At 37.2% G+C, this 14,939-nt stretch carries 12 protein-coding genes; 4 read left to right on the top strand and 8 right to left on the bottom strand.

What is annotated here, in order from left to right; genetic code table 11:
* Positions 1 to 12 precede the first annotated feature (12 nt).
* On the bottom strand, positions 13 to 1,554 hold the full coding sequence (locus AC2TFD_RS02720; RefSeq protein ID WP_484674926.1) for a response regulator transcription factor: 1,542 nt from the start codon (positions 1,552 to 1,554) through the stop codon (positions 13 to 15).
* Positions 1,555 to 1,896: 342 nt separating this feature from the next.
* Here AC2TFD_RS02720 and AC2TFD_RS02715 point away from each other — a divergent pair, with 342 nt between their 5' ends.
* The 3 genes from AC2TFD_RS02715 to AC2TFD_RS02705 are packed head-to-tail and all read left to right on the top strand — an operon-like array spanning position 1,897 to position 4,248.
* Complete coding sequence (locus AC2TFD_RS02715; protein ID WP_484674925.1) at positions 1,897 to 2,697, top strand: ABC transporter ATP-binding protein; 801 nt, start codon at positions 1,897 to 1,899, stop codon at positions 2,695 to 2,697.
* Positions 2,694 to 3,338, top strand: coding sequence for an ABC transporter permease (locus AC2TFD_RS02710; protein ID WP_484674924.1), 645 nt, complete (start codon positions 2,694 to 2,696; stop codon positions 3,336 to 3,338). The genes AC2TFD_RS02715 and AC2TFD_RS02710 overlap by 4 nt, the downstream gene beginning before the upstream one ends.
* Position 3,339: 1 nt before the next feature.
* Positions 3,340 to 4,248, top strand: a complete 909-nt coding sequence (locus AC2TFD_RS02705) for an ABC transporter substrate-binding protein (RefSeq protein WP_484674923.1) — start codon at positions 3,340 to 3,342, stop codon at positions 4,246 to 4,248.
* Between the two features lie 75 nt (positions 4,249 to 4,323).
* Here AC2TFD_RS02705 and AC2TFD_RS02700 read toward each other — a convergent pair whose 3' ends face one another.
* A complete protein-coding gene (locus AC2TFD_RS02700; protein WP_484674922.1) occupies positions 4,324 to 5,172 on the bottom strand; it encodes a sulfurtransferase in 849 nt (282 codons plus the stop codon).
* A gap of 95 nt (positions 5,173 to 5,267) precedes the next feature.
* Between AC2TFD_RS02700 and AC2TFD_RS02695 the strand changes: the two genes are divergently transcribed.
* Positions 5,268 to 5,543, top strand: a complete 276-nt coding sequence (locus tag AC2TFD_RS02695) for a CC/Se motif family (seleno)protein (RefSeq protein WP_335512318.1) — start codon at positions 5,268 to 5,270, stop codon at positions 5,541 to 5,543.
* 57 nt (positions 5,544 to 5,600) lie between these two features.
* Here AC2TFD_RS02695 and AC2TFD_RS02690 read toward each other — a convergent pair whose 3' ends face one another.
* The 6 genes from AC2TFD_RS02690 to AC2TFD_RS02665 form a co-directional block, all read right to left on the bottom strand.
* Complete coding sequence (locus AC2TFD_RS02690; RefSeq protein ID WP_335512319.1) at positions 5,601 to 7,406, bottom strand: carbon starvation CstA family protein; 1,806 nt, start codon at positions 7,404 to 7,406, stop codon at positions 5,601 to 5,603.
* A 150-nt stretch (positions 7,407 to 7,556) separates the two neighbouring features.
* A complete protein-coding gene (locus tag AC2TFD_RS02685) occupies positions 7,557 to 8,288 on the bottom strand; it encodes a LytR/AlgR family response regulator transcription factor (protein ID WP_484674921.1) in 732 nt (243 codons plus the stop codon).
* Complete coding sequence (locus AC2TFD_RS02680; protein ID WP_484674920.1) at positions 8,263 to 10,047, bottom strand: LytS/YhcK type 5TM receptor domain-containing protein; 1,785 nt, start codon at positions 10,045 to 10,047, stop codon at positions 8,263 to 8,265. The genes AC2TFD_RS02685 and AC2TFD_RS02680 overlap by 26 nt, the downstream gene beginning before the upstream one ends.
* A gap of 289 nt (positions 10,048 to 10,336) precedes the next feature.
* The gene (gene ptsP / locus AC2TFD_RS02675; RefSeq protein ID WP_484674919.1) at positions 10,337 to 12,070 is read right to left on the bottom strand and encodes a phosphoenolpyruvate--protein phosphotransferase; all 1,734 of its coding nucleotides are present in this window, start codon (positions 12,068 to 12,070) and stop codon (positions 10,337 to 10,339) included.
* The gene (locus AC2TFD_RS02670; protein ID WP_335512323.1) at positions 12,067 to 12,333 is read right to left on the bottom strand and encodes a phosphocarrier protein HPr; all 267 of its coding nucleotides are present in this window, start codon (positions 12,331 to 12,333) and stop codon (positions 12,067 to 12,069) included. Before AC2TFD_RS02670 ends, ptsP begins: the two co-directional genes overlap by 4 nt.
* Before the next feature lie 354 nt (positions 12,334 to 12,687).
* On the bottom strand, positions 12,688 to 14,751 hold the full coding sequence (locus AC2TFD_RS02665; RefSeq protein ID WP_484674918.1) for a BglG family transcription antiterminator: 2,064 nt from the start codon (positions 14,749 to 14,751) through the stop codon (positions 12,688 to 12,690).
* Between the last annotated feature and the right edge of the window lie 188 nt (positions 14,752 to 14,939).

Genomic DNA, 14,939 nt, shown 5'->3' with positions numbered 1-14,939 from the left:
CCATCTTTAATTTTAAGTGTGTTTTCTTCTAAATTTACTTGGCGACATTCCATTTATTTTTTTAAATACTTTACAGAAATAGCTGTGATCTGAATAACCTACCATGCCGCTAATTTCTGAAATGGGTGCAGAACCCTTAAGCAGGAGCTGAGAAGCTTTTTGTATTCGAACCTTATTTAAATACTCAATGAATCCTTCTTTATTATGTGTAGAAAAATAGTTAGATAAATAGGAAGGGTTAAAATGAAAATGTTCTGCCACATCTGCAAGGCTCAGTTGATCCGCATAATGGTCCTCAATATATTGCAGGATTTTCTTCATATTCAAATTACTAGATTGATTTCTCTCGGAATGTACGTGTTTGTTCACCTGGTCAATAAATTTATTTAGCTGTTCTATGGTCTCGTTAGATGAATCAGCCTCGTTAATTGCTCTAAAATACTCATACTTAGAGCTCACAATTTCAGCTACATCATATTCCAAGTTATTAAGAATGACAGTAATGGTAAAGATGATATTTTCAAAAAATGATTTAAATTCGAATACATCCGTAGTGTAACATTTTGAAAATACAGATACATATTCCTGTAAATAACTGAAAGCTTCCTGAAAACGGCCATGCTTACATTCTTTTGTGAACCACTCATAGTTAAATGCTTCAATGGTTGGTATTTCTCCGTGTAAATCCTGTTCTCTTAAAAGAGGGATGTTTGGAAAGTAAAATCTATATTGCAGTAATTTTGCTACCCTTTCATTATAGGCGGCCCCTATTTGTGATAAATTAAAAAATGGTTCACTTAAAACAAAGCCCGAGTCTGTATGAGTTTCCGCGACTCCTTTTGCGAAATCAATGACATCCTGTGACTTGTCCTTGTTTACATTAAGAACAAGCAGTGTTTCATTCTTATCAGTGGTAACGGCATGATACGCTGCTTGGGCTATATAAGATTGGTACTGCTGCGTGATAGTATCTTGAACTTTAATGAGGTCCCCTCTAGCTATATTTCCATTAAACACTACACCTAATAAATAAAAGCTTTCATAGGGAAATACCCGAGCTAATAGCTCTCTATCATATTCACTTTCATAACCAGATAGTAACTTTTCAATTACAGTATTAATAGACATTTGCTCCTGCCGCTTTGCCTCAATTGTATTAGCAGCTGGTCGTCTCCTCGCTGCTTTTTGGAGCACTTCTAAAAGCGTATTCGCATCGAGCTTGGGCTTTAATATATAATCAACCACTCCACTTTGAAAGGTAGAACGAACGTAGTCAAATTCCCCATAACTACTTAGTATAATGATTTCGATATCTGGATATTTCGATTTAACGATTCTAGTTAATTCTTCCCCATCCATAATCGGCATGACAATATCAGTTAAAACAATGTTTGGATGAGTTCGTTCAATGATTTCAAGTGCTTCCTTACCATTAGAGGCTTCTCCTACAATATGAAAGCCTTCTTGCTCCCAATTAAGGTAATGTTTGATGCCTTGTCTTATTAAAATTTCATCATCTACAATAACAATTTTACTTAATTCTTTCGTTGTCATATGCTCACCCCTGACGCAAATCATATCATATTTACAAATATTCACTCATTTATTATACACATCAAACGCAAACAGCCCAATCATGGTTAGATTGGGTATTGTATATGAATGGCTTGGAATATTAATTATGAATCTAAAAAATAGATTAAAATTGTTCGATTGGATAGATAGATTGAATGGAATAGTGAATAGGATTAGTGTTAAACTTTATTGTCTAAAAGTCCAAGAATTGAGAAAAAAATTGGGTTTTGAAGATATTTTTCAGGTTTTCAGATTTACAATACTAGAATGACTTTTCGGGAATAATAATGGTTAAAACAAAAGAGAGGACATTATATAAATATGGATAATACTGCTGCGGTTGAGTTTGTTAATATCAGTAAATCTTTTGATGCTAGATATGTAGTAAAGAATTTAAATTTAACCTTGCCAAAGGAAAAAATCACAACCATTATTGGACCATCCGGATGCGGGAAATCAACTACACTTAAAATGATTAATAGGTTGATTGAACCCAATGATGGAAAAGTCTTTATTGATGGTATGGATATCAGTCAAATGGATTCTGTGAATCTTCGTAGAAATATAGGATATGTGATACAGCAAATTGGTCTTTTGCCTCTTATGACAATTGAAGAGAATATTTCACTTGTTCTTCGATTAAAAGGAGCAAAAAAAGACGAAAAAATGAGGAATCGAGTGACAGAACTTTTAAATTTAATCGGTCTTGAACCTGAACAATATCGAAATCGTTATCCACATGAATTGAGCGGAGGTCAGCAGCAAAGAATCGGAGTAGCAAGAGCTCTTTGTGCGGATCCTTCGATAATTTTGATGGATGAACCGTTTAGTGCCCTTGATCCGATTAGTCGTATTCAATTACAAGATGAGCTCATTTCTTTACAAAAGAAATTGAAAAAGACGATTATCTTTGTTACTCACGATATGGAGGAGGCATTAAAAATATCCAATCAAATTGTACTTCTTAAAGATGGTGAACTCATTCAAAGTGGTGAACCCATTGATCTACTTCGTCAACCTAAAAATGAGTTTGCCCGCAAATTTATTGGAGAAAAATACTTTCAAGATTCATTTATCCATCAAATGAATTCGCTGGATGATCAAGAGAGTGTACCAAGATGATGAGTTGGGCAGAAATTTTTTCAAAAACCGGGGAACACCTTTACTTATCCTTTACAGCTCTCTTTATTGCTTGTTTGATTGCTATTCCTTTAGGAATTTACTTTGCAAATCATGACCGGATCGCAACGCCGGTAATTAGGGTTGTGCAGGTTATTCAAACCATTCCCAGTCTTGCATTGTTAGGTTTTATGGTTCCCATTTTTGGAATTGGGACACTTCCAGCAGTTGTCGCTTTAGTCCTTTACTCTCTATTACCAGTTTTACAAAATACGTTTACTGGAATTCAAGAAGTAGACAAGTCCCTCATTGAAATTGGAACAGGTATGGGAATGACAAAGAGACAAATTCTTTGGCTAGTCCAATTACCTATGGCACGAAGCTTCATTATGGCCGGTGTCCGAATGGCTGCCGTTCAAACCATTAGTGTTGCTACGATTGCCACATTTATTGGGGCTGGAGGATTAGGAGATTTAATCATGAGAGGAATAGGGATGTTTGACACGGCAATCATTTTAACTGGAGCCATACCGACAGCTTTACTTGCTATTTTCTTTGATCGATTCCTGCTATATATTGATAATAAATTAACACCTAAAGGATTACGTAAAAAAAATAAAAAAATAAATATTCAGGAGAATTAAAATGAATTCAATAAAAAGATTTAATTCGAATTTTACTCGTAAAATGATGGCTGCTTTGACCGGCTTAACCATTCTTTTTAGTATTGTTGGATGCAGTGTGGGGTCAGATACCATTACGATTGGCGGAAAAGACTTTGCTGAACAAGATATCCTTTCGAATATGCTAAAACAATTGATTGAAAATGAAACAGATATAAATGTGGAATTAAAGACCGGTCTTGGTGGTACTATTATTTGGCCAGCTTTAGAAAAAGGAGAAATTGATGGCTACGTAGAATACACTGGAACTGGATTACAGTATATTTTAAAACAAGAGCCTGTAGCTGATGCAGAAGAAACATATAACATAGTAGCAGAAGAATTTCCTAAGAAGTTCGGAACTACATGGTTAGAGCCACTAGGATTTAGTAATACTTATGTCGTTACGATGCGAAAAGACCAGGCTGAAGAACTCGGTATTAAAACGATCTCCGATTTAGCAGCTAAATCGGATCAGTTGATTTTTTCAACTGGACAAGATTGGCTTGGACCTCTTTTTCCGGATTTTAAAAAAACATATAATGTAAACTTTAAAGAGATTATCTCGATGGAATATGGATTATGGTATTCTTCCCTTCTAAATAAAGAGGTGGATGTGATTATTCCTTACTCAACAGAAGGGAAACTTGCGAAGTATGATTTAGCTCTTCTTGAAGATGATAAACATTTTTTCCCTCCTTACGATGCTGTACCTATTTTTAAAGATGAAGTCCTTAAAAAACATCCTGAAGTGAAAGAAGTAGTAAACAAATTAGCTAATAAAATTGATGAAACAGAAATGCAAAAATTAAATGCAAAAGTTGAAATCGACAAAGAAGACCCTGCAAAAGTAGCAGAAGAATGGTTAAAAGAAAAAGGTCTTATTCAATAAGATGAATGGAAAAGGGAGGTAGGACCGCTTATCTTCTTTTTCAGACAAAATAGAGGCTGTCCCATGGGACGGCCTCTATTTTTCTGACTGACTCCATTCCAACCATCCGCCATCATATACACTGATATTAGGCCATCCCATTAGATGAGCAATAAAGAATGCTTCACTAGCCCTCCAGCCAGTACCACAATAAAAAATGACCTTTTTTTGCGGAGTAATTCCTGATTCCTCCCATAATCCTCTTATTTTTCTTAGGCTTTTGAGTTCTCCATTTTTTTCTTCAAAGTCTTCCATATGATATGGATCTGAACCAGCATAACCCCAAACAGAATTTGGGATACAACCCTTTTCTTTCATATAATCATACCCAGTGGTTTTACCAGTGTATTCGTTCCAACTACGAACATCAACCACAATAGAGTCTTTATCAAATAGACTTTTTTCAACATCACTTCTTGTAGAAAGATAGTTTGATTTCGGGTTTAAACGATTTATGGGACCTTTGTTTACTCGTATGATCGATGGATGTTCTTCAACATCATATCCAAGGGCTTTCCACGCATTGATTCCCCCATTAACCAAACGAACATCTTCTACACCTGCGTACATGAATGCCCACGCAGCCCGAGCGGAAGCCATTAGTTGTTGTCCGTAAATAATAACGGTGGTTTCATTAGAAATACCTAATTTATGTAAAATGATTTCTAGTTGTTCAATTGAAACAAGATTCCACAATGGTCCACCTTCTATTAAATTTGTATCTAGATAAATGGAACCCGGAATAAATCCATTCGTATAATCAGTTTGATTACCAAACCCAACAAAAACAATAATATATTTTTGGTCCGTTTGATATCTGTGACCATCTATAAGTCTCTTAAGCTCGACTGGTGAAAGTAACTTATGTTGATTTTTAAAATGCACTTTATCCCCCTCCTTTTTTCATTATGATCCAAAACGGTGGTTTTAAACAAACTAAGATATTATACTTAATAAAAGACCTAAGGGAGCGATACTGGATGAATGTTGAATTGGATATTGAATCAATACAGTGGATAAAGTCAAAGGGCAATCAATTGACCGTAAAAACGCTTGAGGTAAAGGCTTGTTGTGCTCCAGGTGTCCAGGAGTTAGTTGCAGTACCAGGAAAACCCAAAACATTAAGCCAATATAATGAGGTTATAGTCGACAATATATCAATCTATGTACAAAAAAGTATTAGAGGCAAGGAAAAACTTATACTTAAATTATCAGGTTTCAGTTTCTTAAAATCTATTTCCGCAAAGCTTCAATGAGGATTCTCCTATAAAAAAAACAGCACCCATTCATCAAGTAGAATGGGTGCTTGTTATTTATGCTACTTCTCTTTTCGATTGTTCTACTAATACATGTTGCGGAATCTTCCAAAGATTACTCCATTTGTTTATTGAAGTAACCAAAATGATTAAACCAAGGATGAGCATTGTAATGGATAGAATACCGTTCAATACACTGAATCCAGGATTATCTGCATTTAAATAGACGTTCTTAACCATCCAGTAACCTGCAACATTTACGGTTACAAATAGGTAAGCTAGAGGGATTAGACATGTCAACATGTACCAGCGCTTGTCAGCAATCTTGAGGATTACTGTTGCTCCGACGATGAGTCCGATAGATGCCATTAATTGGTTCGATACACCAAATAGCGCCCAGACAGAACTGATGTCCCCTGAGAAAAGAAGATATCCCCAGACGAAGCAGGCTAATGCACTGGCAAATATATTTGCACCGATTGAATCTGTTCGTTTTAAAGGTTTAATAAAGTCTCCAAAGAAATCTTGAATAAGATAACGAGCAACCCTCGTTCCTGAATCAATCGCAGTTAAGATAAAGACCGCCTCAAATAGAATGACAAATTGATAGAAATAAGAGGCTAACTTCGCGAAAAATGGAACTGCTGTGAAGATGTACGTCATCCCTACGGCAAGGGTAACGGCTCCCCCCGTTCTTCCTTCAAGGTCCATTCCCACTTTTTCCTCGAGTTCGTTAAGTTCAACTGTTTCCATTCCAAGTGTTGCGAATTTCTCTGGTGTTGAATTGATTGCAAAATAATCTCCTGGCTGCAGCGAGATGGCAGCAATTAAAGCCATAATTGCAACTAAACATTCTACAAGCATTGCTCCAAAAGCAACACCTTTAATGTCGCCCCAGCGGCTGATCATCTTAGGTGTCGTACCAGACCCAACGAATGCGTGGAATCCTGAAATTGCTCCACAGGCAATTGTAATCGAGATAAATGGCCAAACTGGACCAGCAATAACAGGACCACCGCCATTAATAAATTCTGTAAATGCAGGAAATTGAACTTCTGGGTTTACAATGAATACCCCAATGATTAAAGCTGCGAAAACCCCGATCTTCATAAATGTACTTAAATAATCACGTGGTGCAAGCAATAACCAGACTGGTAATGCTGCTGCGAAAAATGCATAGATTGGTAAAATAAGTGCAAGCGTGCTTTTTTCAAGTGTTAACAAATCACCTAACCATGTACCTTGAATATTCGGTCCCCAAAGGATTGCTGCCATGATTAGAATGAAACCGACAGTTGTAGCTAGTTTTAAATTGCCTGTCTTTTTATGATACAATCCAACACCCATTGCAATCGGAATGGTGATCCCTACTGCAAACGTTCCCCATGGATTTCTTTCAAGTGCGCCCAATACAACCATTGAAAGACCTGCCATTGTAATAGTGATAATGAATAACATCGCTAAGCCTGTACAAAATCCTGCGACAGGACCGAGTTCTTCCTTTGCAACTTCTGATAAAGACTTTCCTTCTCTTCGCATTGATGCAAAAAGAACAACCATATCGTGGACAGCTCCACCAATGACTGCACCAATTAACAGCCAAAGCAATCCTGGTAAATAACCAAATTGTGCTGCCAAGATTGGACCAACCAACGGGCCGGCTGCAGCAATCGCAGCAAAATGGTGACCAAATACCACCCATTTATTTGTGGGTACATAATCTTGTCCATCTTCTAATTTCTGAGCAGGTGTCGGCTTTGACTCATTAAGCTTCAAAACCTTTGCTGCCATAAATGTGCCATATAAACGATAAACGATTAAGAGGATACATATTGATCCAACTACAATTGTAATCGCATTCATTATTTACTCCCCCTCCATTTCTTCTAATCTACTATTATTATCTTACAAAATGAAAACGCTATTATCCCACTTTCAAGATAACTTGCATAAATGGAGAGGTGAATTGCAAAAAACGACAGATGAAATACAATAATGGACATATGAAATAATTTAAAACCCTAAAATCTGCTTTAATTCTTTTATATAGGTCCGGCTGACTGGAACTTTTGAGCCGTTCTCCATGATTAAATTATAGGTAGAGTTAAACCAAGGCTCTATTTCTACGATATGATCGATGTTTACAATGAAACTGCGGTGGACACGAAAAAATTTAGGTAACTTCTTCTCTAATACAACGAGCGCCTCACTAACTTTATACTTTTGGTCCATTGTTTCAATCGTACACTTACCATCGCTGGATTCTAAATATACAATGTCAGCATTGGTTAATAAAATAATTCTATCATCGACAGGGACAGCAATTTTTTCATTTTGGTTGTTTTTCACAGGGGAATAAATCGGGAGATCCTGATCCCCAATTTTTTTCATCCTTTTGATTTTTTCCAATGTTTTTCCGATTCGTTCTTCATCGAAGGGTTTTAATATATAATCCACCGCATTTAATTCAAAGGCCTGATACGCAAACTCATCGTAAGCTGTCGCAAAAACAATCGCTGGAGCCGGGTTAAGGTTTTCTAATTGCTTTGCTAACTCCAATCCGCTATCTTCATCCAGTTCAATATCTAAAAAGACAAGATCTGGTTTTAGTTCAAAAATATCTGCTGTGGCTTCCTCGATACAATCACTTTCACCTATGACCCCCACCTGCTTGCTGCGAATCAGTAAGTATTTTAATTCATCTCTTGCTAATGGTTCATCATCCACTATGTAAGCTTTCAGCATTTTGATCAAAAACTCCTTTATAGTCGAGCGGAATGGAAATCGTTACTGTTGTTCCATGGTCCACTTGACTTTTTATCGTTAAACAGGCTTTGCCATTATAAATTCCTTTAAGACGTTCATTTATATTAAAAATAGCTGTGCCATTTCCTTTTTTAGAATTTACAATTTGCTTACCAAGCACTTCTATCCTCTCATCAGGAATGCCTTTTCCATTATCTGCAACAATAATTTGCAATTGATTATTTTCGGAGAAAATCCGAATGGTAATTATCCCTTCAGATTTACTTCGGGGAAAGCCATAATGAATCGCATTTTCTACTATTGGCTGCAGGGTAAACGGCGGAATCATTATCTTTTCGAGACCTGGTTCAATTTGAAAATCGATGAAGTACTTATTTGGAAAACGGGTCTGTTCCAATGATAGATAAGCCCTGACATTCGTCAATTCCTTCTCCAGCGGGAGGAGCATCTGCCTGGCACCTTGGAGATTTCCGCGAAAAAATGAACTGAGCTCCAACAGTAATTTACGAGCTTTATCCGCATCTGTACGGCAAAGTGCTGAGATGGTATTGATACTATTAAATAAAAAGTGCGGATGGATTTGTGCCTGTAAGGCTTTAATTTCCGCATCTTTCAATAGCTTCGTCTGTCTTTCTGCTTCTGCAAGCTCCAACTGTGTAGAAAATAGGTTTGCAAGTCCCTCCGCTAGCTCCTGCTGCACCCTATCTAATTTTTCAGGCTTAGTATAGTACATTTTTAATGTACCGACGATTTTATTTTTAACCTTTAGCGGCAGCACAATAGCTGCTTCTAAAGGACAATTATTATGAATACAGAGAATTTCTTTCTTCGATCTTGCAACTGAAATCCTGCCGTATTCGAGCACTTTTTTTGTCAAACCAGTCTCCGGTTTTAACTTAGGAATATGGTGATCTGAAGCAGCGCCGACATGAGATAGAACTTGATGGTCATCTGTAATTGAAACCGCATCAGCAGCGGTTAATTTCAGCATAATTTCCGCTATTTCCCTGCACGAATGGAAATTTAAGCCTTGTCGAAAATATGGCAGAGTTTGATCGGCAATAAAAAAAGCCTGGTTGGTTTGATTTGCACGGGTAACCTCTTTATCACGTTTAATTGCGCTTATAATGAACATAAACAGCAATGTACCCAATCCATTGCCGAATATCATCGGGAAGCTAATGAACTGTACAAGACTCCATGCTTGTTCAAACGGTTTAGCAAATACAAGGATGAGTAACATCTGTACGGATTCCATTATCATGCCTATCATTACAGCAAATCTAGCAGTAATTTTTTTCCCCGTTTGCATTCTTTTTTTTCCAAAGTGACCTGCGATAATTCCAGCTAAGATAGTAGAAATTCCGCATGCAAATGCGGTGAAGCCGCCAAGCGTGTAACGATGGACTCCAGCAACCAATCCCGCACCAACACCAACGATCGGGCCTCCAAGCACTCCTCCAATGACCACTCCCATTACTCTTGTATTTGCCAGCGCGCTCTCTTGTTCTAATTCCGAAAGCCACTCTGCTCTATCAATGGAATTATGATGAACTTCAATCCCTGTATAATTACTAATGATCCCAAAGGCACCAAAAAGTAAAATAAGCAGGATTCTCTCATTTGTCTTGTGCTCAGTTTGAATAATATGACGAAATGGCTTCATTTGCGAAAGCAAAAAAGCAACAATGACAATGATTCCGACCTTTTCAAGCATTATTGCTGCTAAATTTAACATTTCCATCCATCCTTTATTTTCTACACATTTATTAGGTTACAGGCAGAACATCGTCCATCCACCTTTTTATTAGATCTCTTTGAGCTAGAAATGACAATCGGTTTTATTTTAACATAATTTTAGAAATACTCTATCAACCTATTATTATTATCGAGTAGAAGGCGATCCGCAAAATTTTATTTCTATTAAACGTTTGATAACGCTTTTAAGGAAAATAAAAAAACCTAAGTCCATATCTATAAAGGACTTAGGTGGTATCTACCCCATTAAAAATCATTTTTATAGCACTCTATTTAATCGTTTCCTTTACCGCTTCGATTACTTCATCCGTTGTTTTCATTTGTAGGGCTTTTTCTGCAAGGTTCTTCATTTCTGCTTTGGAAAGACGCAGGATTTGGGAACGTGCCTTTAAGATAGATGATGCACTCATAGAGAACTCATCAAGCCCCAACCCTAAGAGAAGTGGAATCGCTGTTTCGTCTCCTGCCATTTCACCGCACATACCTGCCCATTTACCTTCAGCATGCGCCGCATCAATCACCATTTTCACCAATCTTAAAATAGATGGACTGTATGGCTGATATAAATAAGAAACACGCTCGTTCATACGGTCTGCAGCCATTGTATATTGGATTAAATCATTTGTACCAATGCTGAAGAAATCCACTTCTTTCGCAAACTGATCCGCTAAAACAGCAGTAGAAGGAATTTCCACCATGATCCCCAGCTCGATCTTTTCTGCAACCTGTTGACCTTCAGATAAAAGCTTTTGTTTTTCATCTTCAAGTAGTGCTTTTGCTGAACGGAACTCATCCAGTGTAGCAATCATCGGAAACATAATTTTTAAATTTCCATAAATACTTGCCCGCAGCAAGGCTCGAAGCTGGACTCGGAACATATCCTGCATTTCTAAGCATAATCGAATCGCCCTAAATCCAAGGAACGGATTCATTTCTTTCGGCAGTTCTAAATACGGCAGCTCTTTATCTCCGCCGATATCAAGTGTGCGAATCACGACAGGCTTTCCTTCCATACCCTCTAATACCGTTTTAAAAGCAGCAAATTGCTCCTCTTCTGTTGGAAGCTGGGTGCGCCCCATATATAAAAACTCAGTTCGATATAAGCCGACGCCTTCGCCTCCATTTTCGAGCACTCCCTTGAGATCCTCCGGATTACCAATATTGGCAGCGAGTTCTACATGCTCGCCATCTTTTGTTATAGTCGGCTCATTAACCAGCTTAGCCCACTCGGCCTTTTGCGCCTCGTATGCGGCCTTTTTCATGTTGTATTCCTTGATAACCTCTTCCGTTGGATTGACAATTACCACTCCACTAAGACCATCAAGGATAATAATATCGCCATTATTAATGTCTGCCATGACTGTTTTTGTTCCAACAACTGCTGGAATTTCCATGGATCGAGCCATAATCGCCGAATGAGAAGTGCGGCCGCCAATATCTGTTGTAAAGCCTTTAACAAACTGACGATTTAATTGAGCAGTATCAGAAGGTGTTAAATCCTCTGCAATAATAATAACCTCTTCAGAAATCAAGCTTGGGTTAGGGATGGTCACCCCTAAAAGATGAGATAATATTCGCTTGGCCACATCGCGAATGTCGGCAGCTCGTTCTCTCATATATTCGTTATCTAATGCTTCAAACATTGATACGAACATATCCACTACCTCTTGTAATGCAAACTCTGCATTGAGGTTCTGTGTTTGTATTTTATCTTTAATTTGACTAATGAGTTCAGGATCATTTAGGACCAGCAAATGTGCTTCGAATATTTCAGCCTTATCCTCGCCAATTGTCTGGGAGGCATGCTCTTTAATTTTCTCAAGCTCTTCCTTAGAAGACTTAAGCGCCTGTTCAAGGCGTTTCACTTCTTGATCAAAATTTGCGATCACCTTTTTTTCTACCTTTAACTCTGGATTTTCTAAGCGGAAAGCCTTTGCGATGGCAATCCCGCTGGATGCAGCAATCCCTGAAATTTCTTTTGTTAACACTTCATTCGTACTCATTCTGCAAGACCTGAAGTTTTTAGAGTATTTTCTAATACACTTAGGGCATTTTCTTCATCTGAGCCCTCAGCAGATATTTTGATTACTGCACCTTTTGGAATCCCTAATGACATAACACCCATAATAGATTTTAAGTTTACTGATTTGTTGTTGTATTCTAACAGAATCTCAGCCTCAAATTTGCTTGCTGCTGATACTAGAAGTGTTGCTGGACGTGCATGAATACCTGTTTCATCTATAATTGTGAATGTTTTAGTTACCATAATTATTCTATCTCCTTTAGTTTTAAGTTATAAGCTCTGTTTTAACAGAATGTTGATTTCACAGGTTTGAAAAATAGGCGGATAAATTCCGGCTATTTTGGGAAATACCCATATTTCCTTAAAAATAAGGGGAGTTTTTCCGCTTATATGATTCAAATCTTTGGATTTTGTCTTATTTAAAGCAGTTAAGCGGAATATCTCCGCTTATAACTGCTTCTTAAGCTTCATCTATACACATTAGCCGGAAATTCTCCGCCTATCACTTCTCATACCTGCACGAAAATAAACATTTAGTAATAACAGAGCCAAATTATGAAATATTTTTACTTTAGCCTGCTTCCCAGGAATGACACTTCAGTCAATTGTGGGGGTTTGGCTAAAGAATGTATTAATTTCTTCAATCGACTCTAATTCTTTTAAAATTCCAAGGCTGTTTTCTTCATTGAGCAGTTCTGTCAAATGCGAAAGCGCCTTTAGATGGGTTGTATTATCCGTCGCTGCAATACAAAACAGCAATCGAACCGGAAAATCCTTGTTGTTTAAGAAGTAAACCGGTTGTTTAAGCTTTAAAAAGCTTATTCCTATCCGATTAACACCCTTTTCCGGACGGGCATGCGGGATTGCGACTTCCGGACCAATGACGACATATGGACCTAATGTCTCAATATTTTCAATCATCGCCTCTATATATGATGCTTCTATACTTCCGTTTATCAAAAGGGGATTTGCTGCTTGTTTTACAGCTTCTTTCCAATCAGAAGCTTCCTCCATTACCTGAATGGTTTCTGCTTGTAATAAATCTTCTAATAACGGTTGTTTTTCCTTATAAGCATTTTCTTTTTTATAAAATGTTAACTTGCCTATTTCCTTTTTTAATCCCTCTTCATCGTAAATAGCAGCAAACTTTCCAATGATTTGAATCAGTTCTTTCACAGAAACATCGTGATAGTGAGTACCAAACAGCAGTTGATATACTTCGTTGACTAAATTATGCTTTTCGTTTGGAGTCATAATTGGCTTTACGTAAAAACAAGGAAGTTTTGTCTCCAGCCTTACGGTCGAAAATATTAAATCATAATCGTCAAATGTACCCTCTTTAAATTCTCGTAATGATAATGTTTTTTCAACCAAAATCTCTGAGAAAAGTGATTCCAGCTGGTGTTTCACCATTAAGGAAGAACTTATGCCGCTTGGACAAACGACGATTGCTTTCTTCTTTTCCGGCATCTCCTGCTTTGGTCTTTCTAACAATGCCCCAAAGTGGATCGTAACAAAACCTATTTCCTCCTCCGGAATGGTGATATTCAACAATGTTCCAATCGGCTGCAGGATTTCCTTCACAATCATGTATAGATCTTTATGTTCACTCTTAATTTGATCTAAAAGTGGATTTTCGACAGGAATCCGATACTTCATACGAAAATACGCCGGTTTAAAATGCTGGTACAATGTATGAACAGCTTCATCTCTTTTTTCAAAAACAATGCAGGCCTTTGTCTCAAAATCAAAGACTAGCTGCTGGCAAAGTTTAAATAATAAATCCTGTTTACTGTTTGCAGCAGAACTTTTTTCAAAAGATAAACCAAGAAATTGTATCGTTAAGTAACATAACTCCGATTCCTCATTCTCTAGTTGGAGAAGCTGACTTAACATAATTGCTGCCTTATGCATCGGATCTTTTTTAAATAGAGCCATTTCATCTGAGTGAAATTGGACGAACTTTTTTTTCTGCTGCCTGTAATAATAAAAAACTAAAAAATTGGCTAATTGATTTAAACGTTCTTCAACAAAATTAAGGGAAAACTGCTTTTCAATTTGTTTAAGAATGGTTAAGGTTCCTCGATAATCAATTTTTCCAGCTTCTTCTTTTAAAAGATACTCCAACAGTTTTTCAAAGTAAGGGACCTGAATCAGACGGGATATGTAATGCATAATAAGAGCTCTTTTATCGAACTCGGTTCCAGTCAGATGGTAGCCATACTTTCGTGAATACTTAATTTCCACCAAGAAAGGGCGATTCATCTTATTTGCCTTTTTTATATCAGAAATAACGGTGTTTTTACTTACTTGTAAAAGCTGGGTTAGATGAAAGGACGAAATGGTATCATTCCGCATAAACAAGTATAGGCAGATGACTGCAAAGCGTTCTTCTTCGGAAAAAACAAAATCGCGTTCATGGCGATTGAACTCCTCATTGCCGAAATACTCCACAACAGCATCAGGTATTACTATAGAATGGCTCCCTTTAAATTGGATGGCGGGGAGTTCTCTCTCCTTTAACCATTGATTTACTTTATCCATGTCATAGGATATTTGACGTTTGGTTAAATGAGTGACCTCCATAATCTGATTCATGCTGGTACTCTTCACTTTTAAAAGATACTCCAATAAAAGCGAGGGACGTTTATCAATCATCATTGGTTTGTCCTCCTGTTACTATCATAATATCAACCGCTTTCATTTTGTTCACCAATTGGGAACAAATGATGTACGGATAAACTTACAAAATTGCGCTGAACTTTAAATAAGACAAGTCCTTATAATATAGTTAATTATAAAATTATATCAACTGTGTCTTAAAACAGAAATAAGGTGCCTGCCTCCCA

This window comes from Neobacillus sp. plas4, from assembly GCF_057221695.1.
This window is presented reverse-complemented; position numbering and strand designations above follow the sequence as displayed.